This window comes from Xanthomonas sp. NCPPB 2864, assembly GCF_056675615.1.
In genome coordinates this window covers 432,627-454,900 of sequence record NZ_JBWWVS010000001.1, presented here as the reverse complement: position 1 = coordinate 454,900, position 22,274 = coordinate 432,627, and the positions used below count along the sequence as shown (strand labels likewise).

Below are 22,274 nucleotides of genomic sequence, written 5' to 3'. Positions count from 1 at the left end.
AACGCAAGGAGCCGCGCATGAGCCCGTCAAATTCCTCGTCCACCCCATTCGCTGAGTCGATGCGTGGACAGCAACCGCAGCCGGAAGACCGCCAGTTCCCCGCGCTGCTGCAAGACCTCTATGCCACTGCCTCGCAGCGACGCGAAGGCGGCGCCGAAACCTTTGCGCCGCTGCCCAACGGCTGGACGCGCATGGACGACAGCACGCTGCAACGGGCGGGCATCGACCCCGGCCTGCTGCACGATGCCAAGAGCGGCTTCGATGCCGCGTTCTACCGCAACGAACAGGGCCAGGTGGTACTCGGCTTCTGCGGCACCGACGAAGGCAAGGACTGGAAGCACAATCTTGGCCAGGGCCTGGGCTTCGACGACGCGCAATACGCGTCTGCCATCCAGCTCGGCAGCCAGGCCAAGCAGGCGTTCGGCGACCAAGTGGTGATCTCGGGGCATTCGCTCGGCGGCGGCCTGGCGGCCGCGTCGGCGATGGTCAACGACATCCCCGCCGTGACCTACAACGCCGCCGGCGTCAACGACCGCACGCTGGAACGCCAGGGTCTGGATGCCTCGGCAGCCAAGGACTACGCCAGCAGCGAGTTGATCCGCGGCTACCACGTCAAGAACGAGATCCTCACCCATCTGCAGGAAGACAGCATTCCGCTGAAGTGGGCGATGCCCAATGCGGCCGGCCATCAGATCGAGCTGCCGGAACCGGACCCATTGTCGTTCGGGCGACGCCTGGTGCCGGGCATGATGTTGAAGCATCGCCTGGACCTGCACGGCATGGACTCGGTGATGAAGGCACAGGAGATGCAATCGCCCGGGCAGGCGCAAGGTGCAGGCAGCCAGTTGTTCAACGACGCGGTGGTGCGCCTGGACGGCCAGCGCGAACGCCTGGGCCTGCGTGACGACACCGCGTTTCTCAACACCGCCGCCAGCGTGGCCGCGCGTGCGAGCAGCGACGGCCTGCAGCGGATCGACCACCTGGTGCCCAACCGCGACGGCGACAGCCTGATTGCGGTGCAAGGCCGGATGGACGACCCGGCGCATCTGCGTAGCCATGTGCAGACTGCCGCGGCGGCCAACGAGCCGGCGCACGGCAATGTCGATCAGCTGCAGCAGCACAACCAGCAGCAGTCGCAGCAAAGCACGCAGCAGGAAGCGCAGCGGCGCGGCCTTCAGCAGTAATCATGACCGGGCACTGGCGCTGGCCAGTGCCCGCCTCGAGGCTGACAGCACCTCGCAAGCGCTCGCCGAAGGGATGTAGCCAGTACATCCGGCACTGCGCCAATGCGTGATACCTCCAGGTAACCCCGGCACTTCCTGCCCCCCCCCCCCGACGACTACACCGACCGTGCGACGGTCGGTCAGCCCGCTCCCGCCATCGCGCGCAAGGTGATGCCGACCAGATAGGCCAGATAGGTGCCGGTGGCGTAGCCCATCGTGCCCAGTAGCACGCCGACCGGGGCCAGGGCCGGGTGGAACGCGGCGGCCACCACCGGTGCCGAGGCCGGCCCACCGATATTGGATTGCGAGCCGATCGCGAAATAGAAGAATGGCACCCGCAACAGGCGGCCCAGGCCCCACAGCAACCCGATATGCACCGCGATCCAGATCAGCCCGAGCAGGAACAGCCAGGGCCGGTCCAGCAGCGCCAGCAAATCCATCTGCATGCCGATACAGGCGATCAGGAAGTACAGCAGCAGTGAACCGATCCTGGAAGCTCCGGCTCCTTCCAGCGTGCGCGCACGGGTGAAGCTCAGCAGCAAGCCGATGCTGGTTGCCAGCACCACCACCCACACGAACGGCGTGTCCAGGCTGAACTGGCTGGACCAGCGCAGCTTGGCCTTGCACCACGCAGCCAGCGGACTGGCCAGCGCGTGCGCCAGCCCGACCCCGCCGAACGCCACCGCCACGATCACCATCAGGTCGGCCAAGCTGGGAATGCGCGCGTGTTCGGCCTGGAACCGCGCCATGCGCTCCTGCAGCGCATCCAGCGCGCGGGTATCGGCGCCGCTGCGCGCATCGATGCTGCGCGCGCGCCCGGCCAGGAAGATCAGCGCCGCCATCCACACATAACCGACGCCCACATCCACCACTGCAAACTGCCCGAAGGTGGTGGCATCCACATCGAACACCTCGCGCATCGCCAGCATGTTGGCCCCACCGCCGATCCAGCTTCCCGCCAGCGCGGCCATGCCGGCCCAGGTATCGCCGGCCACCGTGGCCGGATGCACCCAGCCCATCACCCAGAACGCCACCACCGCGCCCAGCATGATGCTCAGTGACGCACCCAGGTACATGGCGACCAGCTTGGGCCCCAGCCCCAGGATGGCGCGCAGGTCGATGCTCAGCGTGAGCAGGATCAGCGCGGCCGGCAACAGCACGTCGCGCGCGATCGGGTTGTACAGGCGGGTATTGGCACCGTCGATCAAGCCGACGGTGTTGTAGATGCCCGGCAGCAGGTAACACAGCAGCAGCGCCGGCACCACGGCGTAGAAGCGTCGCCACACCCCCTGCTCGCGCGAGGAGGTCCAGAACACCGCTCCCAGCGTGGCGGCGATCAGGCCGAAGACCACGATATCGTTTTGGATCAAGGCAGAACCGGCGGCATTCACTAGGGGCGACATTCTCGACTAGGGGCCGCCAAGGTGCGGATCGCAGCAAGAATGGCCGATCGGTCGTGTCCAGTCGACTGGATCCGCAGGCGACTCCCGGCGTGACTGCAAGGCCGCCGGCTGGCGCACTGCGCTAGGGTTGCCGGGTGCGTGTGGTCGGCCACCCTGCCCTGGCAGGATCGTCAGCGTCTTCCTTGCGCTTCCTGCAAGCGGCCGGCTCGGTCAGCCGTAGCGACGCACCACGCGCTCGCCGTCGGCGGTCTTCAACACCACGCCGCTGGGCTGACCGGTGGTCATGCAATGCAGCTTGGCCATCAATTCGGCATTTTCCAGCGCGCCCTGCTCGCGCAGATAACGCAGCGGCGACCACTGCGGCCGGGTCACCCACCAACCGCCCTGTTCGGGATGAATACGCACAACATAACGGGACTCGTCCATCAGGGCCTCCGGCCGGCAGATGCAGCGGTACAACGACGGAAGTGGGCAGCGCGCAATGGCGCAGCCCACCAGCGATGGCAGTGCCGGGGTCCCGTTGGGGATGCCGGCGTGCCCTTACTCAAGGGGCCGCGGGAGAGTGGCCTAGGGCCCCGCGTCCGGCATAGCCAGCATGTCTTTTTGCTAATGCCAACGCCGTCGGGCGGACACTGGCATGAAGGTAGGAAAATTCTTACGTGACACCGATCGAAGCTGGCGCTAAATTTGCGCTCGAGCGGCGACCAGACGTCGCGGCTGGCCGTCAACGGGCGCAGACGGCGCGGGGGAATTCGTCGCTCTTGAAGATGCCTCGGGGGAGGGGTCACATGCATCTGCTCAGGAAGTTCCAGTTTCCGGTCAAGACCGCGATGGTGGTGGGCTATGTCCTGGTGATCAGGGAAGCGCTCGTGCTGTGGTCGTGAGACAACCTAGCCCCCAGGCTGCCGGATAGCGCGTCAAGCACCCGTCACGGTGTCTCAATCCGCATCCACCCAGCCACGCTGTTGCGCAGCGACCAGGTCGGCGGGCGTGTCCACGTCCAGCGCGAGCGCCGGAGCGCTGACGCAACCCAAGCTCTGCACGTCCAGGCCGGCGAACAAGCCGCGCAGGCCGCTGTCGCCGTGGAGCGGCACGTCGGCCCAGGCCGCATGGGTGACCACCGCCGGGATACCACGCACACCGGCGTACCCGCTGGTGGCGCATCCGGATGCGGCCCGGTCCGCTTCTTCCAGCAAGGCGCGCAGATGCGGCGTATCCAGCGCGGGCTGGTCGCAGCCCAGGATCAGGCTGCGCCTCAGCGACGTGTCGTCCTGCACATGCTGGCGCAGCGCCGCCAGGCTGGAGCCCATGCCGGCGGCCCAGTCGGCGTGACGTAGCACTTCCACCTCCAGGCCTTGCAGGACCTCGCTCAATGCGTCGGCATCGGCGCCCAGCACCACCACGCAGCGGCGCGGCGCCGTCTGTAGCGCGATGCGTGCGAAACGCCGCAACAACGGTTCGCCGTCGCGCAACAGCAATTGTTTGGAACGCCCTAGCCGACGTCCTGCACCCGCGGCGAGCAGCAGCGCAACGTGATCGCTGCTCATGCGTCCGATGCCAGGGCGCGCGGCGAACGATGGCGCGACGTACGCAAGGTCGGGCACACATCGACGAGCGCACTGCTCCGGACCTGGCCGAGATGACCGGCAACAAAATGCGACGGCAATCGAGCTGCGTCGCCAGAGACGTCGTCGTAGTGATCAAGTAATTCGGTCATGGCGACGTGGTGTGCATATTGGGGATGCGCCAGCCTAAAGAGGTAACTGTGCGCGCGGAGTGACTAAATGCAACGCATTCTCCGATCCAGGGAATGACGCTTTCCGACGTCTACCACCCGACCGTTGCGCATTGCACTGCTGCGCCAGCATGACGAAGACCAGCATGACGAAGAAATGTGCGGAGCTGCGGTAGCGCTGCGATCAGGACGGCAGCGACTGATTGCCAGCATTGGATGGCGCAGTTACCGGCAGAAGCGCGGATCACAAGAGCATGCCTTAAAAGGCATATCAAAAATTACTTACCCTCCAGACGGATACTTTTCAGCACCAGAAACTTCATCGACAACCACGCATCCACCATCTGGCGACTGCACATTGAAATTCGTATCGAAGTTAATGCAAACGCGCGATTGAAGTGCCCTTCCGACCTCACGGCGACACGGCTCGGAGTGGCTAACGGAACGTAGCGAGCGGTCGTCAAGCCGATGCGGATGGCGCCAAGCAATCGCAGTATGAGTGGTACCTACGACTACTGTCCGCGCTCTGCATGGCGGTGAGCGCCGCCGTCTTGGTGGCCGTTCCTAGCCAGCCAACGCAGCAGCAGCCTGCCCATCGGCGACCGCCTGGGTGGCTTCGGCAATGATGCCCAGTGCAATCGTATGCGGGGAGGAGCGCCCCATGCGCCAGCCCGCCGGCAAGCGCAATCTGGCCAGCGCGGCATCGTCATAGCCGAGCGCACGCAGTGCCTGCAGGCGTGCTTCCCGCTTCTGGCGGCTGCCCAGGATGCCGATGCAGGCAGCCCTGGAGGCAAGCCCGCGGCAGGCGACCTGCAGGTCGCTGTCGCCGTCATGTGCGAGGCTGTAGAGCGCCGTGTCCGCATCCAGATGCAGGTCCTGCAGCGCGTCGCCCAATGCACGGCGATCGTAATGGTCGGCGGCCAGGCCGGGCGGTGGTTCGCTGGGACCATGCGGCCGCAGCACGCGTACCTCGATGCCCATCTGGCTGGCCAGCGACACCAGCACCAGCAGCGCAGGATCGGCACCGACCAGCACCAGCCGCAGCGGCGGCCGGTGCGTACGCAGGAATTCATCGGGACGCAGGTCCTGCGCGCTGACCGGGTAACGGACGGCGCCGGTGCTCCGATCCAGCGCGACATGGAACGGGCGACGGTGCTGGCGCGCATTGCGCCAGCGCGCCAGATGCTCGCCCAGGTCCTGGACCGGCCAGACCAGCACGCCGATACGGCCGCCGCAGCTGAGCTGGATGTCCAGCACCTGGCTGCCCTCGCCGTAGTCCAGCCAGCGCGGCATGCCGTCGCGCAAGGCGGCGCTGGCCTCGTGCGCCACTGCCGCTTCCACGCAGCCGCCGGAGACGTAGCCAGCCACCCGGCCATCGGCGCTGATGGCCATCTCGCTTCCCAATGGGCGCGGCGACGAGCCTTGCACGTCGATCAGCGTGGCAATGGCCACGCGCTGCCCCGCCCGATGCCAGGCGGTCAGCGTGGGCAGCAGGTCATCGTGCAGTGCATAGCTCGGCCATGCCGGCCACGCCGGCTCGGCCGGCGCTGCATGCGTGACCGGGGCCACCACCGCACTCACGCGCGCAGCAACTCGGGCAGATGCGGCAGCAGCTTGTCCAGCGTCACCGGGTAATCGCGGACGCGCACGCCGGTGGCGTTGTAGACCGCATTGGCGATCGCCGCTGCCACGCCGCAGATGCCCAGCTCGCCCACACCCTTGGCCTTCATCGGCGACGACATCGGGTCGCTTTCTTCCAGGAAAACCACCTCCTGATGCGGGATGTCCGCATGCACCGGCACTTCGTAACCGGCCAGGTCGTGATTGACGAAGAAGCCCAGCCGCTTGTCCACCGCCAACTCTTCCATCAGCGCTGCACCCGCGCCCATGGTCATGCCGCCGATGACCTGGCTGCGCGCAGACTTGGGGTTGAGGATGCGTCCGGCCGCGCACACCGCCAGCATGCGGCGGATGCGCACCTCGGCGGTGGCGACATCCACGCCGACTTCGACAAAGTGCGCGCCGAAGGTCGACAGCTGATGCGTCTTGGAAAGCTCGCCGAACTCGATCTTGTCCTCCACCACCAGGGCGCCATTGGCCGCGGCATCACCGAGCGCGATGCGCTTGCCGCCGGCACGCACATGGCTGTCGGCGAATTCGGCCTTGGCCGGGTCCAGCCCCAGCTGCTTGGCGACGGCTTCGCGCAGTTTCACTGCCGCGGCATACACACCGGCTGTTGAACTGTTCGCACCCCACTGGCCGCCGGAACCGGCCGAAGCAGGAAAGCTGGAATCGCCGAGGCGCACATCCACCCAGTCCAGCGGCACGCCCATCATCTCCGCAGCGGTCTGCGCAATGATGGTGTAGGAGCCGGTACCGATATCGGTCATGTCGGTTTCCACCACTACCCGGCCGCCCTGCTCCAGCCGCATGCGTGCGCCGGAGGTCATCACCGGCGCATTGCGGAACGCGGCCGCCACGCCCATGCCGACCAACCAGCGCCCATCGCGGTTGCTGGCCGGCTTGGCCTTGCGCTTGGACCAGTCGAAACGCTTTGCGCCGTCTTCCAGGCACTTGACCAACTGACGCTGCGAGAACGGACGCTGTGGGTTTTCCGGATCCACCTGGGTGTCGTTGACGATGCGGAACTTGACCGGATCCATGTCCAGTTTCTCGGCCATCTCATCCATGGCCACTTCCAGCGCCATCAGACCCGGCGCTTCGCCCGGCGCACGCATCGCGTTGCCTTCGGGCAGATCGAGCACCGCCAGGCGCGTGGAAATCAACCGATTGGCGCCGGCATACAGCAACTGGGTCTGCGCGGCCGCGATTTCCGGGCCGCCCTCGGGCAGGTCGCCGGACCAGCTCTCGTGCGCGATCGCGGTGATCTTGCCATCGCGCTGTGCACCGATACGGATGCGCTGCACGGTGGCCGGGCGATGCGTGGTGTTGTTGAAGATCAGCGGCCGCGGCAGCATCACCTTGACCGGGCGTCCGACCTGGCGCGCGGCCAGTGAGGCAAGCACCGCATCGGCACGCAGGAACAATTTGCCGCCGAAGCCGCCACCGATGTACGGCGACATCAGACGCACGTTTTCGCGCGGGATCCCCAGCGTCTTGGCCAGATCGCCCGCGCTCCAGTCGATCATCTGGTTGGAGGTCCACACGCTCAGCTTGTCGCCTTCCCACATCGCGATCGATGCGTGCGGCTCCATCATCGCGTGCGAATGATCGGGCGTGGTGTACTCGGCATCCAGCTGCACCGGCGCTGCCACGAAGGCGCTATCGAAATTGCCGACCGCACTGTTCGGCGCCCCGCCCTCCTTGGTGACCTTGGCGCCATCGCGGGCCTTTTCCAGATCGTAGGCGCCGACGTGGCGACCGTAGTCGACCTTGATCAGCTGGCCTGCAGCACGTGCCTGCTCGAAGGTCTCGGCAACCACCACCGCAATGGCCTGGTGGTAGTGCTGGATCTCCGGGCCGCCGAGCAGTTTGGCCGTGTTGTACTTGCCTTTCTGCAACTTGCCTGCATTCTGCGCAGTCACGATGCCGAGCACGCCCGGCGCATTGCGCGCGGCGCTCAGATCGATGCTGCGAATGCTGCCTTTGGAGATGCCGGCGCCAACGATATGGCCATAGGCGGCACGGCCAGGCAGATCGTGATGCTCGTACGCATACGGCGCCTGCCCGGTGGTCTTGAGTGGACCGTCGATACGATCGACCGGCTTGCCGACCACCTTGAGCTGGTCGATGGGATTGGTACTGGCGGGAGTGTCGAATTTCATATCAGGCCCTCGTGTCGGCCAGGATCGCGGTCAAGGTGCGCTCAACCAGCGGCAGCTTGAAGGCGTTGTGTTCGGTGGGTTGTGCGCCGTCGAGCAGCACGGAGGCAATCGCACGTGCGCCCTGGCGCGACTGTGCTTCGGCCGCCTCGCTGCGCCACGGCTTGTGGGCGACACCGCCGACGCCGACACGCACGCTGCCATCGCGTTGCACGACCGCCGCAACCGACACCAGGGCGAATGCGTAGGAGGCACGATCGCGCACCTTGCGGTAGACATGCGTGCCGCCGAGCGGTTTGGGCAGGCTCACCGCAGTAATCAATTCGCCGCGTTCCAGCACTGTTTCCAGGTGCGGCGTCTTGCCAGGCGCACGGTAGAACTCGGATAACGGCACCGCACGCGTCTGTCCATCCGGACGCACCGTTTCGACCACCGCATCCAGCACGCGCATGGCAATGGCCATGTCGCTGGGATGGGTGGCGATGCACTCCTCGCTCACGCCGATCACCGCCAGCTGCCGGTTGAAGCCACCGATCGCCGCGCAACCGCTGCCCGGCAGGCGCTTGTTGCATGGCTGGTTGGTGTCGTAGAAATACGGACAACGCGTACGTTGCAGCAGATTGCCTGCGGTGGTGGCGCGGTTGCGCAACTGCCCCGACGCACCTGCCAGCAATGCGCGCGACAGTACGGCGTAATCGCGACGCACACGGGCATCGGCTGCCAGATCGGTATTGCGCACCAGCGCGCCGATGCGAAGGCCGCCATCGGGTGTTTCCTCGATGGTATCCAGGCTCAACCCGTTGACATCGATCAGGTGCGAGGGCGTCTCGATCTGCAGTTTCATCAGATCGAGCAGGTTTGTACCGCCAGCGATGAACTTGGCACCCGGCTGGCGCGCCGCCTTGGCCGCAGCGTCGGCAGGCGAAGTCGCACGCTCGTAGCTAAACGCCTTCATGCGCGCTCTCCCGCAACATCATTGATCGCATCGACGATGTTGGAATACGCACCGCAGCGGCAGATGTTGCCGCTCATGCGCTCCTGCAATTCCGGCGTGGTGAGCCTGGTCTTGGCATTCAGATCGTCGGTGACATGGCTGGGGATGCCGCGCTTGACTTCGTCCAGCACCGCCACCGCCGAACAGATCTGGCCGGGCGTGCAGTAGCCGCACTGGTATCCATCGTGCTTGACGAAGGCCGCCTGCATCGGATGTAGCTTGTCTGGCGTACCCAGGCCTTCGATGGTGGTGATCTTGCCGCCCTGATGCATCACCGCCAGCGACAGGCAGGAATTCATCCGCTGCCCATCGACGATCACGGTACAGGCGCCGCATTGACCATGGTCGCAGCCTTTCTTGGTGCCGGTCAGATGCAGGTGTTCGCGCAGGGCATCCAGCAAGGTGGTGCGATTGTCCAGGGTCAGCGTCACCGGCTTGCCGTTGACTTCGAATGCGACCTGGCTCGATGCGTTGGCAGGCTCGACTGCCTGCCGCTGCGACATCGCATTGGCTGCAGTGGCGGCCATCGACTGGGTTGCGGCAACGCTGGCTGCCGACGCCGTGCCAGCGATCAGTACCTCGCGACGGGTCATCTTGATATCTCTCATGGCTGGCATCTCCAACAATGCTGGCTTATACAGTTCTTAAATAATGTGCAGCGCGGCCGGTCACAATCGCGTGAGCATGCGGCGAGTGTGTGCGGGCGCGAATCGGCGGTATGGCCCGATTCTAGAGGCGCTGCAGGCGGGCATTGACGGCATGGACTGCATGCGCCTATGAAACGCGCTCATCATTGTTGGAATGGGTTGCGTACTCGCTGCACAACGATCGTGCGTGCTGCAGGCAGCTCGCGTTTGGCAGCGCGCCTCAGGTTCTGGAGTAGTTCGAGACCTTTACAGGTGCTGACAACGACGATGTCATCTGCGTCAGCGCGCTGGCTTCGGTCTCCACCACGCGGTGCTTGTCTTCCGAATCCGGATGCGCTGCATCGAAAACATCCGGATGCGAACGACCGCTCTTGAGCGGCCGCCAGCGCGTGGCGATCGGCCGTCAGGCGAGTGTGGATAGCGTGGAATTGCGATGTGTGCGAGTGATCCATTCCGATCCCACGCAGCGGCCGCGCCCGCCTGACGGCAAGCGCGGCACGTTTTCAACCGCTTCTAGAATTCCAGCACGATCTTGCCCAGATGGCCGCCTGCCCGCTGCAGCGCGAAGGCGTCGGCGATATCGTCGAGCGCGAAGGCGCGATCGATCACCGGCCGCAGCGGCAAGGCATCCAGTGCACGCACCAGCTGCTGTTGATGCGTGCGACTGCCGACCACCAGCCCCTGCAGGCGCTGCTGCCGGCCCATCATTTCCGCGGTCGGCACCGGGCCCGCGGCACCGGTCAATACACCGATCAAGGCGATATGTCCGCCAACGCGCGCAGCGCGGATCGATTGCGCCAACGTGCCCGGCCCACCGACCTCGACCACGTGATCCACGCCACGGCCGTTGGTGATCTCCAGCACCTGCGCCGACCACTCGGCATGCTGCCGATAATTGATGACATGGTCTGCGCCCAGCGCGCGCGCCTTGGCCAGTTTCTCGTCGGACGACGATGTCGCGATGACGGTGGCACCCATCGCCTTGGCGAACTGCAATGCAAAGATCGATACGCCGCCGGTGCCGAGCACCAGCACGCTGTCGCCGGCCTTGAGTCCGCCGTTGACCACCAGGGCGCGCCATGCGGTGACGCCGGCCGTGGTCAGGGTCGCCGCTTCGGCATGGCTGTAGCCGGCCGGGGCGTGTGTGAACGCATGGGCGGCGGCCACCACCGCAGAGCGTGCATAGCCATCGACGCCATCGCCGGGCGTGGTGGCAAAGCCGGCATGCAGCGGCTCGCCATCCAGCCACTCGGGGAAGAAGGTGGACACCACATGATCGCCAACGGCGAACTCATCCACCTCAGGCCCGACGGCCTCGACCACGCCGGCACCGTCGGACATGGGGATACGGCCGTCAGCGGTCGGCATCTGCCCTGACACCACGCCAAGGTCATGGAAATTCAACGAGCTTGCATGCAGCCGCACCCTGATCTGACCGCGTGCCGGCTGCCCGGGGTCGGGCAAGGCAACACCATGTAATGCATTCAGGCCTGCAGGCTGAGCTAAACGAATCGCGCGCATGGGGCGCTCCTTGCTGTGATCGATCTTCGGGATAACACGCCGGGCGTTATCCGCATGCAGTCGAGCTGGCTTTCGGCTCTGTTTTGGGCTGGCGATTTCGTCGCAGCATCGAGCGCGTAACGACAGCAGGCTGGACAGCAACGCAGTCGCATACCGGGCGAGCTGCCGTGCAACGCATGAGGCATCAATCACAGATCGGCATTGCGCCTCACGATGCAAACGATTCCACCCAGCGCCCACGGCTAAGCTGGCACGGCGGTTGCAACACCCTGATGTCCAGACAGGTAACTCCCGTGACATCACCCGGCAAGCGGCGACGGCAACGAGCACAACGCATCGCGCTGCACTTCGTGCTGGGCATTTCGTGCCTGCTGCTGCTTGGTTCGGAATACTGGTCCATCCACGACGAGCGTACGAGTGCGCTGCGTACCGCCGAAGCGCAATCGTTGAACCTCGCCAATTCGCTGGCGCAGCATGCCAGCGATACCCTGACGATCGCCGATGCCGTGCTGTCGGGACTGGTGTCGCGGGTGGAGCACGACCAGGGCTCGGCCAGTGCGGGACCGGTCATGCATGACTTTCTGGTGCATGAAGCGCGTCGCTCGGACCGGCTGCATGGCATCTTCATCTATGCGGCCGACGGCAGCTGGGTAAGTTCGTCACTGGACAGCACGCCCAGGAAGCACAACAACGCCGATCGCGCCTATTTCAAATATCACCGCGACCATCGCGACGCCTTGTCGCTGGTCGGGCCGCCGGTGCAGAGTCGCTCCGATGGCAGTTGGGTGCTGACCTTGAGCCGGCGCCTCAATACCCCCTGCGGCGAATTTGCCGGCGTGGTCCTGGTCACGCTGCAACTGAAGTATTTCCAGAACTACTACAGCACCTTCGAGGTCGGTCCGAACGGCACCATCGGCATGACCAATGACGACGGCATCGTGCTGGTGCGCCGGCCCGACAAACCGGGCGTGATCGGCACCTCGATCGCAGGCACTTCGATCTACGTCACCATGCGTGCGCGCAGGCATGGCACGGCCACCTATCGTTCGCCGATCGACGGCGTGGAGCGCATTTCCAGCTTTGCGCCAGCGCAGGCCTATCCATTGACCGTATTGACCGGGGTCGCCGTCGATGACGCGTTGGCCAACTGGCGGCAATCCGCACGCCAGCGAATCCTGATCGCCGCCCTGGGATGCGTATTGTTGTTGGGCGTCGGTATCTGGCTGGATCTGCAACTGCGCCGCATGCATCGCAACGAGGACAAACTCAGCTCCGAAGCCTGGATCGATGCACTCACCGGCATTGCCAACCGCCGTGCGTTCGACCACCGGCTCTCGCGTGCCTTGCAGCAGGCTGTGCATCGACAGGCGCCGCTGTCGGTGCTGATGATCGATGTCGATCATTTCAAGCTCTATAACGACACCTATGGCCACGTCAACGGTGACGCCTGCCTGCGCCTGGTCGCGCGCGCGATTGCCGGTTGCTCACGGCGCAGCGAAGACATTGCCGCGCGCTACGGCGGCGAAGAGTTCGGCATGATCCTGCCGCAGACAGATGCCGCCGGCGCACTGCGGCTGGCCGACGCAATTCGCAGCGCCGTCGCCGGGCTCGGGCTGATGCACCTGTCCAGCCCGACCAGCGCACACGTCACCGTCAGCGTCGGCGTCGCGACGTTCGAACCGGGCGAAACGCCACGCACCCCGGATGCCTTCGTGCAAGACGCCGACTCGGCTTTGTATCGCGCCAAGCAGAACGGCCGCGACCGGACGTCGGCGTAGCGCAACTGGCAGTAAGAACTGCCCGTAACGTCAGGCAGGCGCGGCCCATGTCCGGAATCGGCATGTGTCAGGCAGACATTCCATGGGTGTTGGGTGTGCGGCGTTCTCAGCCACCTGGCGATTGCGCGCGAGGTGCTGTTAGCCACGCTTGGTGGACAGGTCAGTGGCGCCGTCGTACTGGTCGGGCAACCTGCGCGTCGAGGGCGCTTCGGATCGGAACAGCACGGCCCGCGTCGATATCACCAGTGCAGAGCAAGCAAAAGGCCCGCGCAATGCGGGCCTTTTGAATGACAACCAGGCTTGGCTATCGATCAGAACGGGATATCGTCGTCGGCAAAGTCGTCCATCGGCGGTGCCGACTGCTGCTGGGCCGGCTGCTGACGACGCGGGGCGTAATCCTGACCGCCACCCTGACCACCACCGCCACCGCCTTGCTGCTGGCGCGGCGCCTGGCTGCGCTGCGGGCGATCGCCGCCCATGCCGCCACCGCCGCCGCCTTCGCCACGGCCGCCGAGCATCTGCATCTCGTTGGCGACGATGTCGGTGCTGTACTTCTCCACGCCGTCCTGGCCGGTGTACTTGTCGTAACGCAGCTCGCCTTCGACGTACACCTGCGAGCCCTTGCGCAGGTACTCGCCGGCGATCTCGCCCAACTTGCCGAAGAACACCACGCGGTGCCACTCGGTGCGCTCCTGGTTGTTGCCATCGCGGTCCTTGCGCATGCTGGTGGTAGCCAGACTCACGCGCGTGATCGCCATGCCGGCCTGGGTGTACTTGGTGTCGGGATCGTTGCCGAGGTTGCCGACGAGGATGACTTTGTTGATGCCGCGGGCCATAGATGCTTCCGAGATGATGCGCCGGCGCCAGTGGGCGCGGCGGTGAATGTCTTGGTGCCAATGTTACCGCACCTGCCGGCCACGGTCCCGGCGGATCGCCGCAGCGCCGGGCCGGGAAATGCCGCGCCGGCAGGTCGGAATCCGGACGCTCCCGGACAGGCCCGACGCTGGCGCCGCAAGGGTTTGCGGCCACGCCGGAGGCCTTTGGACACGGCCAGCGGGACGGATCTGGCCCAGACACCTATAATCGGCGCACATCACGAACGCCTGCGCATGACCATCGCCGAAGACCTCCCCACCGTCCTGGGCCTGCCCCAGATCCAGTCCCTCGCCGCGCCCGACATGGCCGCGGTCGATGCGCTGATCCGCCGCCGTCTGGCCTCGGATGTCGTGCTGATCAACCAGATCGCCGATCACATCATCTCCGCCGGCGGCAAACGCCTGCGTCCGATGCTGGTGATGCTGGCCGGCCACGCCGCTGGCGGCTCCGGTCCGGAGCACCATCAACTGGCGGCGATCATCGAGTTCATCCACACCTCCACATTGCTGCACGACGACGTGGTGGACGAATCGGACCTGCGCCGTGGGCGCAGCACCGCCAATGCGCTGTGGGGCAACGCGCCCAGCGTGCTGGTCGGCGATTTCCTGTATTCGCGCAGCTTCCAGTTGATGGTGGAGCTGGATCGCATGGAAGTCATGCAGATCCTGGCCGACACCACCAACCGCATCGCCGAAGGCGAGGTGCTGCAGCTGCTGCACGTGCACAACCCCGACACCGACGAAGCCGCCTACCTGCGCGTGATCGAGCGCAAGACCGCGGTGCTGTTTGCCGCCGGCACCCGCCTGGGCGCGCTGGCCTCGGGCGCGGATGCGCAGGTGCAGCAGCGCCTGTACGACTACGGCATGCAGTTGGGCTTTGCCTTCCAGATTGCCGATGACGTGCTCGACTACGCTGCCGACGCCGCGGACCTGGGTAAGAACCTGGGCGACGACCTGGCCGAAGGCAAGGCGACCCTGCCGCTGATCCACGCCATGGCGCACTCGGATGCGGGCACCCGGGAGCGCCTGCGCCAGATCGTCGAACAAGGCGATGCGAGCGCAATGCCCGAAGTGCTGGCGGCGATTCATGCCACCGGCGGCCTGGATTACAGCCGCCAGCGTGCCGCCGAATATGCCTCCGCTGCCGAACAGGCGCTGGACACGTTGCCGCCCAGCCCCGCAGTTGCCGCATTGCGCGGCCTGGCGCGGTATGCGGTGCAACGCACGCATTGAGCCGGGTGGCGGCAGGTTCGCCTGCCGCGCTCACTGAAGGGGCTGTCTGGCAGCGGTGCACCCCGCCTTTCCGGCGGAAACGCTGCCGCAACCCATGCCGGGACTGCGGCGCCTTGTCACACGGCCTCTGAACGCGTCACACACCGATGCTGCGTGCGCCATCCGATCCATGTCCGGGATCGGCACCCCACTCCCGCACCGCATGTCTGCGCGCCATCCGCCACACCCGACGACCGCCAGTGCGGCGGTCAGCCGCCTCTGACCATCTCGTCAATCGCCAAAGCGTTCGTCGAAGAAATCGCCGAGCATGCGGTAGGCACGTTTCGCCGCACGCGGGTTGTAGAGGCAGCCTGGCGGGCTGTTGGCATCGGCTTCGGCAAAGCAATGCACCGCGCCGCTGAAATTGACGAACTGCCAGTCCGCACCGGCCGCATTCATCTCGGCTTCGAAAGCGGCGATGTCCGCCTTGCTCACGCTCTTGTCGTCGGCGCCATTGAGCACCAGCAGCGGCGTCCTGGCCGAACCGGCCGCCGCCGGGCTGGGGGTGGCGATGCCACCGTGCAGGCTGACCACACCGGCCAGTTGCGCACCGGCGCGCACCAGCTCCAGCACCGTGGTGCCGCCGAAGCAGAACCCCACCGCACCGATGCGCGATGCATCCAGCGGCGCCTTGCCGGCCTGCGCCTTGAGCACATCCACCGCCTTCAGCGCGCGGGCGCGCAGCGTCGGCGGGTCCTTCTTCAGCGCACCGGCAAACTGCCCGGCCTCGCTGTCGTTGGCCGGACGCTTGCCTTTGCCGTAGACGTCGGCAACCAGCACCACGTAGTCGTCGCCGGCCAGTTGCTTGGCCTTGGTGACCGCCGAATCGTTGACCCCGCGCCAGTTTGGCACCATCACCAGCCCTGGGCGCTTGGCGGCACCGGCGTCGTCGTAGACCAGCACGCCGCTGAAGGTGTCCTTGCCGATCGTCCATTCCAGCGGTTTGGCCTGCATCGCTGCGGCGGCGGGCAACGCCAGCGACGCCAAGACACCGAACAACCCAACGCCACGCCATCTCCATTGCTTGTGCATGTGTCTGCTCCCGGGAAGGTCCGGCGAGTGTAGGCGCTGCCGCCGTGCAGGCCGGGTCAGCGTGGATGCCGACGGACCGATCGCGTCGGCGTTCTGCCACGGCCGTCGAAAAAAACCGGGGCGGATGGCGCCGTCGCTCCGCGCGCGCGCAACGCAGCGCTACTGCACGCCCAAGCCGGGAATCGCACTGATCGCCGCCGGATCGAACCCGGCCAGCTGGGCAAAATGGCGGCCGCGCGCGACATAGTCGCTATACGCGCCGAAGCTGGGCGCACCCGGCGACAGCAGCACCACGCCGCCCTGCTCGCCCAGCGCCTGGCGCGCCAGCCGCACCGCGTGTTCCAGGTCGTCGGCAGCATGCAGGCCGAAGCGGCCGCTTACGGCCAACGGCGTCAGCAACGCATGGATCCGCGGCCCGTTCGCGCCCATGGTGACGATTTCCAGCGGCGCCTGCTGCGCCATCTGCGCGGCAAAATCCTGCCAGTCCAGCCCGCGATCGTGGCCACCGACCAGCAAGGCCACGCGGCGTTGCGCAAAGCAGGCCAGCGCCGCCAACGAGGCATGCGGGGTGGTGCTGATGGAGTCGTTGACGTAGCTGATGCCGTCCACGCTGCCGAGCAGCTGCAGGCGGTTCGGCAACGGGCGGAAGCTCGCTGCGGCCGGTGCCAGCGCCGCAGCGTCCAACCCCAGGGCTTCCAGCGCTGCCAGCACCGCGCACAGGTTGCGCCGATTGTGTTCGCCGGGCAGCGGCACGTTGGCGGTGTCGAACACCGGCTGCTCGCCGCGATACACCACATCGCCGCGCAGATGCCAGCCATCGGGATGGTTGAACCAGCGCACCTCGCTGTCGGGCAACTGCAACTGGGTCAGATGCGGATCGGCGGCATTGAGCAAGGCAATGCGCGGACGGCCTTCGGTGACCAGCGCCAGCTTGTCGCGCACGTAGCGCGCCTCGTCGCCATGCCAGTCCAGATGCTCGGGAAACAGGTTCAGCACCAGCGCCAATTCCGGACGCGCGCCGCTGCGCCCCACTTCACCGGTCTGGTAGCTGGACAGCTCGATCGCCCAATAGCCCGGCGGCGGTTGCGGCGCCAGCACTTCCAGCAAGGGTTGGCCGATATTGCCGACCAGGGCGGTGCGATGGCCGGCCGCGCGCAGCAGATGCGCCAGCAGCGCGGTGGTGGTGCTCTTGCCCTTGGTGCCGGTGACGCAGATGGCGCCAGGCACATAGCCGTCAGGCTGCGCATGCTCGGCAAACCACAACGCGGTGCCGCCGATGAATTGCGTGCCGTACTCGGTTGCGGCGGTGTGCGCCTCGGGACGATACGGGCTGATGCCGGGCGATTTCACCACCACATCGAACCGGCCCAGCGCCTGCGCGCTGGCGTCGGTTTCCACATGCAACGCAGCATCGGCCAGCGTCTCGAGCTCGCGCGCTTCGTCGGCGTTGCAGAACACCGTCAGCGTTTGCGTGGGCAACGCGGCGCGAAGTGCGCGATACGCGGCGCGCCCTTCGCGCCCCCAGCCCCATAACGCAACCGCCTTGCCCTCAAGCTGCGAAATTCGCACGCACGCGCTCCCACAGCGCCGACGGAATCCGGTGTTCGCCGTCGATGGCCAGCAACGGCTCCAGCTGCAGCGCCTGCTGGTCCAGCTGCGGCTGGATCTCGCGGATGAAACGCAGCACCAGCGCGTCCTCCTTCCATTCGGCACGGCTGGCCAGCATCGCCATTGCCGCGCGCGATTCGCGCCCTTCGCCGACGCATTCGAACGGCTTGTGGTCCTGGAATTCCAGCAGCGCATCGTAGCCGCCGGCCTGGGTTGCATCGTCGAGCAGATTGCGCCCGAAGATCTTGACCAACCGCGTCTTGGGCATGAACGGTGCCAACGCCAGGAACACGAAATGGCACTTCGGGCAGACCCCGCACCAGCGATGCACCGGGCGCTCGCCCATGATATGGAAGTTGCGGTTGCAGCTGGAAAAATGCGCGTCGTAGTGATCGGTCTTGGCGAACTGACGCGCCACCGCCAGTTCCGACAACGGCCGCAGCAACGAGTAGTACCGCAGGTCGGCCGCCACGTGCCGCTGCACGTAATCGCCGAACGCCTGCTCGAACGCCCAGCCCTTGGACCACTGGTGATTGACCTCGCCGGTGCCGGGAATCTGGCTGCCGTAACTGGCCGAACGCTCGTTGGAAAACACCACCTGGTCCACGCCATTGAGCAAGGCCGACAACACCAGGATGGCCGAGTTCACCGCAGTGACCGGGATATGCCCGTTCCAGGCGCCCTGGCGATTGAGCTCGAACAATTCCGGCGCCAGCACGCGGCCGATATTGAGCACCGGCAGACCGGTGCGCTCGGCGCAGGCACGGATCAGCTGCGAGCCGCCGATCCAGCTGACGGTCTGCTCGACATCGGCATGCCGCAGCGCTTCGATGCTGACCAGCGAATCCTTGCCGCCACCGATCGCAACCAGGGCATGCTCGCGCAGGCCCAGCGCCGGCGCATCGGCAGCAGCCGGCGCAGCCACCGGCAAGTGGATCTTGCCGTGCAGGTTCAAGCCATTGCGATAGGCGAACTCGCCCAGGCCGTGGAGGTAGACGCTTTCCACCAGCGCAGCGGTATCTGCATCGATGCTGTAGCTGTCGATGGCAATGGTCGGCGGCACTGCGGCCTTGTAGTAACTCACGCCCGCAATGAGGTGCAGCAACTGCAAGGCCTGTTGCACGGCGGCGGCACGCGCGCCGTCCAGCACGAATGGCGCGCCGGGCACGGCAACGGTTTCCACAAGTTCCGGCCCCTGATCGAAGGCATACACCAGCGTCGCCACGCCGGTCTGCGCGTCGAGTGCGCAACGCACGAAACGGAAGGTGGAAATCTGGTGTTTGTCGAAAGCGCTCATGGACTACCTGCAGGAACACGTACGCGACGCAGATAACGCCGGCACAGGACATATTCAATCATGGAAAACGGCACCGCAGCCCACAGCAGCGGCAGGCAACCGAACAGCACCGCCAGCAACAGCACATCTGGACGTGCAGCCGTGGCATCGCCGGACACCGCGAAGGCGATGGCGAGATACAGCGCCACCACCGGCACATAACTCAGCGCGCTCAACAGCACCGTGCGCACCGCCATCCCGCCACTGCGACGCGTGGGATCCCGCGCGTCGCGCCGACGTTGCCAACGCCCGGCCAACCATGCGCCGATACCGGCGGCGACCAGCGCGGGCAGCGCCCATTTGAAGGTGTCGCTCCATGGCATGCCCAGGCTCAGTTGCTGCAGCGCGGTGGCGAACACGATCGCAGCACCACCGGCCAGCGTACTGAGTGCAATGAACTCAGCCTGCGGGCGCATCGATCACCTCTTCGCGCGGCAATTCGCGCTGGTTGTAAGTGCTGGCCATCGAGTAGCCGTAGGCACCGGCATCGGCCAGCAGCATCACATCGCCCGGCACGGTGGCGGCAGGCAGACGACGACGCTTGCCGAACACATCGGAGGATTCGCAGATCGGCCCGACGATATCGAAGCTGCCATCGGCCGGCGCATCGAGCTGGCTGAGGTTTTCGATGTCGTGCCAGGCGTCGTACAGCGCGGGGCGGATCAGCGTGTTCATGCCTGCATCCAGGCCCACGCGCTGCACGCCGTCCTTCTCGATCACCTGGGTCACCTGCGCCAGCAGCACGCCGGCTTCGGCCACCAGGTAACGGCCCGGCTCGATCGCCAGCCGATAGCCCGGATGCACCGCCTTGACCTCGGCCAGGCCCTTGGCCCACAGCTCCAGATCGAACGGCTCGTCCTCGGCGCTGTACGGAATCGGCAGGCCGCCACCGATATCGATGGTCTCCACCGTGCCGATGCGGCGCGCGAAGCCGGCCAGTTCGTCGTACATCATCCGCCAGTGTTCGCCGGTCTCCACGCCACTGCCCAGGTGCGCATGCACACCGGTGATGGTGACCTCCAGCGTGCGCGCCACCTCCACGAACTCATCCACGCGCGTGGACGACAAGCCGAACTTGGACGCCTTGCCGCCGGTGTTGACCTTCTCGTGATGGCCGTCGCCATGCCCCAGGTCGATGCGCAGCCACACGTTGCGGCCACGGAACACCTCCGGCCAGCGCCGCAATGCTTCGACGTTGTCGACGGTGACGGTCACGCCCAGCGCAAATCCGGCTTCGTATTCGGCCTTGGGCGCGAAACTCGGGGTGAACAGCACGCGTCGCGGCGACAGCTCGGGCAAGGTATCGAACACGCGGCGCAGCTCGCCGTGCGAAACGCATTCCAGCCCGAACCCGGCCTGTTCCAGCGCCATCAAAATCGCCGGATGCGCATTGGCCTTGATTGCGTAATAACGCTGATCCACTGCCGCAATCTGCGCCAGCGCCTGCGCCCGCGCGCGCACCGTGGGCAGGTGATAGACGTAACGCGGCGTGCCGGCCTTGGACAGTGTCAGCAGATGCGCGCGCTCGGCATGCCACCACGGCGTGGGCCGCGGGCGCACCGAGCCGATGATCTCGCGCCAGCGCGGCCCGAACACCTCGCCTTCGCTCACCGGCATCGCACCGCTGTCGATCAATTCCGCATGCAGGATCGGCAGCAGGCCATCGGCATCGGCTTCGTCGATGACGAAGGTCAGATTCAAGTCGTTGGACGACTGCGAAATCATGTGCACGCGCTCCTGCCCGAACGTGGCCCACACGTCGGAGAGCTTGTGCAGCAGCGAGCGCATGCCGCGCCCGACCAGGGTGATCGCCGCACACGGCACGATGATCTTGACCTTGCAGATCTGCGACAGATCGGCCGACAACGCCGCCAGCACATCGGTGTTGACCAAGTTCTCGGACGGGTCCAGCGACACGGTGACATTGGTCTCGGCCGAACCGATCAGGTCCACCGACAGGCCATGTTTCTTGAACAGCGTAAACACATCGGCCAGGAAGCCCACCTGCTGCCACATGCCGATGCCTTCCATCGACACCAGCACGATGCCGTTGCGCCGGCTGATCGCCTTGACGCCCGGCACCGGCTCGGCATTGCCGTCGATGCTGGTGCCGGGCAGATCGGGGCGCTCGGTATCCAGGATCGCCATCGGCACGCCGGAATCGCGGCATGGCTTGATCGACCGCGGATGCAGCACCTTGGCACCGGTGGTGGCGATTTCCTGCGCCTCGTAATAGTCCAGGCGGGTCAGCAGCCGCGCGTCCGGCACGTCCTTGGGATTGGCGCTGAACATGCCGGGCACATCGGTCCAGATTTCCACCCGGCTGGCGCCGAGCAGCGCACCGAAATACGCCGCCGAGGTATCCGAACCGCCACGCCCCAGGATCGCGGTGCCGCCATCGGCGTGCCGCGAAATGAAGCCCTGGGTGATCAACAGGCGCGTGGGCTGCGCAGCGAAACGCGCGCGCCAGTCGGCGTCGGACTGCCACTGGCAGGACACCGACAGACGCTTGGACCATTCGCTCTGATTGGGCTGCGGCGGCAGCGCCGACAGCCACTGGCGCGCATCCAGCCAGCCCATGTCCAGGCCGCTGGCATGCAGATACGCCGCACCGATGGTGGAAGACAGCAACTCGCCCTGCCCCAGCACCTCGGCCTGCCAGTCCAGCGTGCGGGTTGCCGCGCGCGCGTCGCCGATCAATGCATGCAGGGCGGCAAGGCGCTCGCCCAGCACTGCATCGGCATCCAGTTCCAGCTCGGCCAGGAACTCGCGATGACGCTGCTCCAGCGCCGCCACGCGCTGCGCGCTGTCGGCGGCGCCATCGGCAATCGCGGTGAGTTCGTTGGTCACGCCCGACAGTGCGGACACCACCACCAGCACGCGGCCGCCGGTCTCGTTGGCCCGTTTGCTCGCCAGTTTTCCAATCGTGTCCCAGCGATGACGACGCGACACCGAGGTGCCGCCGAACTTGAGGACGATCCAACGATCGGTAGAGTGGGGAGCTGACATGGAGATAGGCGTTTAGGATGAGGGGGAAGACGCCCGGTACGCCGGGCGGAACCTCCGAT

General features: G+C 66.1%; 18 protein-coding genes. 3 read left to right on the top strand and 15 right to left on the bottom strand.

Features of this window, described 5'->3' with window-relative positions:
• The first annotated feature begins 17 nt into the window (after positions 1-17).
• A complete protein-coding gene (locus tag AC1KVE_RS01870) occupies positions 18-1,184 on the top strand; it encodes a Tle-like phospholipase domain-containing protein (protein WP_127159700.1) in 1,167 nt (388 codons plus the stop codon).
• A gap of 179 nt (positions 1,185-1,363) precedes the next feature.
• Here the strand turns inward: AC1KVE_RS01870 and AC1KVE_RS01865 are convergent, their stop codons facing one another.
• From AC1KVE_RS01865 to AC1KVE_RS01825, 9 genes are all read right to left on the bottom strand, one after another.
• Positions 1,364-2,614 (bottom strand): DUF819 family protein, encoded by a 1,251-nt coding sequence (locus tag AC1KVE_RS01865; protein ID WP_046343574.1) that lies wholly within the window; start codon positions 2,612-2,614, stop codon positions 1,364-1,366.
• A gap of 222 nt (positions 2,615-2,836) precedes the next feature.
• Positions 2,837-3,052, bottom strand: a complete 216-nt coding sequence (locus tag AC1KVE_RS01860; RefSeq protein WP_039813188.1) for a hypothetical protein — start codon at positions 3,050-3,052, stop codon at positions 2,837-2,839.
• Positions 3,053-3,564: 512 nt separating this feature from the next.
• Positions 3,565-4,173, bottom strand: a complete 609-nt coding sequence (locus AC1KVE_RS01855) for a nucleotidyltransferase family protein (RefSeq protein WP_046343576.1) — start codon at positions 4,171-4,173, stop codon at positions 3,565-3,567.
• Positions 4,170-4,343 (bottom strand): hypothetical protein, encoded by a 174-nt coding sequence (locus AC1KVE_RS01850; RefSeq protein WP_481093053.1) that lies wholly within the window; start codon positions 4,341-4,343, stop codon positions 4,170-4,172. Before AC1KVE_RS01850 ends, AC1KVE_RS01855 begins: the two co-directional genes overlap by 4 nt.
• Before the next feature lie 582 nt (positions 4,344-4,925).
• Positions 4,926-5,942: an XdhC family protein gene (locus AC1KVE_RS01845; RefSeq protein WP_065032552.1), complete on the bottom strand. Its 1,017-nt coding sequence runs from the start codon at positions 5,940-5,942 to the stop codon at positions 4,926-4,928.
• Positions 5,939-8,146 (bottom strand): aldehyde oxidoreductase molybdenum-binding subunit PaoC, encoded by a 2,208-nt coding sequence (gene paoC / locus AC1KVE_RS01840; RefSeq protein WP_046343579.1) that lies wholly within the window; start codon positions 8,144-8,146, stop codon positions 5,939-5,941. The genes AC1KVE_RS01845 and paoC overlap by 4 nt, the downstream gene beginning before the upstream one ends.
• A 1-nt stretch (position 8,147) precedes the next feature.
• Positions 8,148-9,098 carry an FAD binding domain-containing protein gene (locus AC1KVE_RS01835; protein ID WP_039526229.1) on the bottom strand — a complete coding sequence of 317 codons (951 nt, stop codon included), beginning with the start codon at positions 9,096-9,098 and terminating at the stop codon, positions 8,148-8,150.
• Positions 9,095-9,745: an aldehyde dehydrogenase iron-sulfur subunit PaoA gene (paoA, locus tag AC1KVE_RS01830; protein WP_481091986.1), complete on the bottom strand. Its 651-nt coding sequence runs from the start codon at positions 9,743-9,745 to the stop codon at positions 9,095-9,097. Before paoA ends, AC1KVE_RS01835 begins: the two co-directional genes overlap by 4 nt.
• Before the next feature lie 552 nt (positions 9,746-10,297).
• Positions 10,298-11,305 carry a zinc-dependent alcohol dehydrogenase family protein gene (locus tag AC1KVE_RS01825; protein WP_481091987.1) on the bottom strand — a complete coding sequence of 336 codons (1,008 nt, stop codon included), beginning with the start codon at positions 11,303-11,305 and terminating at the stop codon, positions 10,298-10,300.
• Positions 11,306-11,577: 272 nt separating this feature from the next.
• On the opposite strand from AC1KVE_RS01825, the gene AC1KVE_RS01820 reads away from it, so the two are divergent.
• Entirely contained in the window at positions 11,578-13,083 is a 1,506-nt protein-coding gene (locus AC1KVE_RS01820; protein WP_481091988.1) for a sensor domain-containing diguanylate cyclase, read from the top strand.
• Positions 13,084-13,394: 311 nt separating this feature from the next.
• Here the strand turns inward: AC1KVE_RS01820 and AC1KVE_RS01815 are convergent, their stop codons facing one another.
• Complete coding sequence (locus AC1KVE_RS01815) at positions 13,395-13,919, bottom strand: single-stranded DNA-binding protein (protein WP_016902371.1); 525 nt, start codon at positions 13,917-13,919, stop codon at positions 13,395-13,397.
• A gap of 273 nt (positions 13,920-14,192) precedes the next feature.
• On the opposite strand from AC1KVE_RS01815, the gene AC1KVE_RS01810 reads away from it, so the two are divergent.
• A complete protein-coding gene (locus tag AC1KVE_RS01810; protein ID WP_184378832.1) occupies positions 14,193-15,191 on the top strand; it encodes a polyprenyl synthetase family protein in 999 nt (332 codons plus the stop codon).
• A gap of 270 nt (positions 15,192-15,461) precedes the next feature.
• Here AC1KVE_RS01810 and AC1KVE_RS01805 read toward each other — a convergent pair whose 3' ends face one another.
• From AC1KVE_RS01805 to AC1KVE_RS01785, 5 genes are all read right to left on the bottom strand, one after another.
• Entirely contained in the window at positions 15,462-16,262 is an 801-nt protein-coding gene (locus tag AC1KVE_RS01805; protein ID WP_046343586.1) for a dienelactone hydrolase family protein, read from the bottom strand.
• Positions 16,263-16,421: 159 nt separating this feature from the next.
• A complete protein-coding gene (gene murD, locus AC1KVE_RS01800; protein WP_481091989.1) occupies positions 16,422-17,831 on the bottom strand; it encodes a UDP-N-acetylmuramoyl-L-alanine--D-glutamate ligase in 1,410 nt (469 codons plus the stop codon).
• Positions 17,812-19,167 carry a UDP-N-acetyl-alpha-D-muramoyl-L-alanyl-L-glutamate epimerase gene (gene murL / locus AC1KVE_RS01795; protein WP_104553032.1) on the bottom strand — a complete coding sequence of 452 codons (1,356 nt, stop codon included), beginning with the start codon at positions 19,165-19,167 and terminating at the stop codon, positions 17,812-17,814. Before murL ends, murD begins: the two co-directional genes overlap by 20 nt.
• The gene (locus AC1KVE_RS01790; protein ID WP_184613405.1) at positions 19,164-19,622 is read right to left on the bottom strand and encodes a hypothetical protein; all 459 of its coding nucleotides are present in this window, start codon (positions 19,620-19,622) and stop codon (positions 19,164-19,166) included. The genes murL and AC1KVE_RS01790 overlap by 4 nt, the downstream gene beginning before the upstream one ends.
• Positions 19,606-22,215, bottom strand: a complete 2,610-nt coding sequence (locus AC1KVE_RS01785; protein WP_167763937.1) for a bifunctional aspartate kinase/diaminopimelate decarboxylase — start codon at positions 22,213-22,215, stop codon at positions 19,606-19,608. The genes AC1KVE_RS01790 and AC1KVE_RS01785 overlap by 17 nt, the downstream gene beginning before the upstream one ends.
• Positions 22,216-22,274: the final 59 nt, after the last annotated feature.

Coding starts and splice junctions, on each gene's coding strand:
- AC1KVE_RS01860 (WP_039813188.1), bottom strand. CDS start 3,052: ATGGACGAGTCCCGTTATGTTGTGCGTATTCATCCCGAACAGGGCGGT.
- AC1KVE_RS01820 (WP_481091988.1), top strand. CDS start 11,578: ATGTCCAGACAGGTAACTCCCGTGACATCACCCGGCAAGCGGCGACGG.
- AC1KVE_RS01815 (WP_016902371.1), bottom strand. CDS start 13,919: ATGGCCCGCGGCATCAACAAAGTCATCCTCGTCGGCAACCTCGGCAAC.
- AC1KVE_RS01810 (WP_184378832.1), top strand. CDS start 14,193: ATGACCATCGCCGAAGACCTCCCCACCGTCCTGGGCCTGCCCCAGATC.
- AC1KVE_RS01835 (WP_039526229.1), bottom strand. CDS start 9,098: ATGAAGGCGTTTAGCTACGAGCGTGCGACTTCGCCTGCCGACGCTGCG.
- AC1KVE_RS01850 (WP_481093053.1), bottom strand. CDS start 4,343: ATGACCGAATTACTTGATCACTACGACGACGTCTCTGGCGACGCAGCT.
- AC1KVE_RS01870 (WP_127159700.1), top strand. CDS start 18: ATGAGCCCGTCAAATTCCTCGTCCACCCCATTCGCTGAGTCGATGCGT.
- paoA (WP_481091986.1), bottom strand. CDS start 9,745: ATGAGAGATATCAAGATGACCCGTCGCGAGGTACTGATCGCTGGCACG.
- AC1KVE_RS01785 (WP_167763937.1), bottom strand. CDS start 22,215: ATGTCAGCTCCCCACTCTACCGATCGTTGGATCGTCCTCAAGTTCGGC.
- paoC (WP_046343579.1), bottom strand. CDS start 8,146: ATGAAATTCGACACTCCCGCCAGTACCAATCCCATCGACCAGCTCAAG.
- AC1KVE_RS01805 (WP_046343586.1), bottom strand. CDS start 16,262: ATGCACAAGCAATGGAGATGGCGTGGCGTTGGGTTGTTCGGTGTCTTG.
- AC1KVE_RS01825 (WP_481091987.1), bottom strand. CDS start 11,305: ATGCGCGCGATTCGTTTAGCTCAGCCTGCAGGCCTGAATGCATTACAT.
- AC1KVE_RS01790 (WP_184613405.1), bottom strand. CDS start 19,622: ATGCGCCCGCAGGCTGAGTTCATTGCACTCAGTACGCTGGCCGGTGGT.
- AC1KVE_RS01855 (WP_046343576.1), bottom strand. CDS start 4,173: ATGAGCAGCGATCACGTTGCGCTGCTGCTCGCCGCGGGTGCAGGACGT.
- murL (WP_104553032.1), bottom strand. CDS start 19,167: ATGAGCGCTTTCGACAAACACCAGATTTCCACCTTCCGTTTCGTGCGT.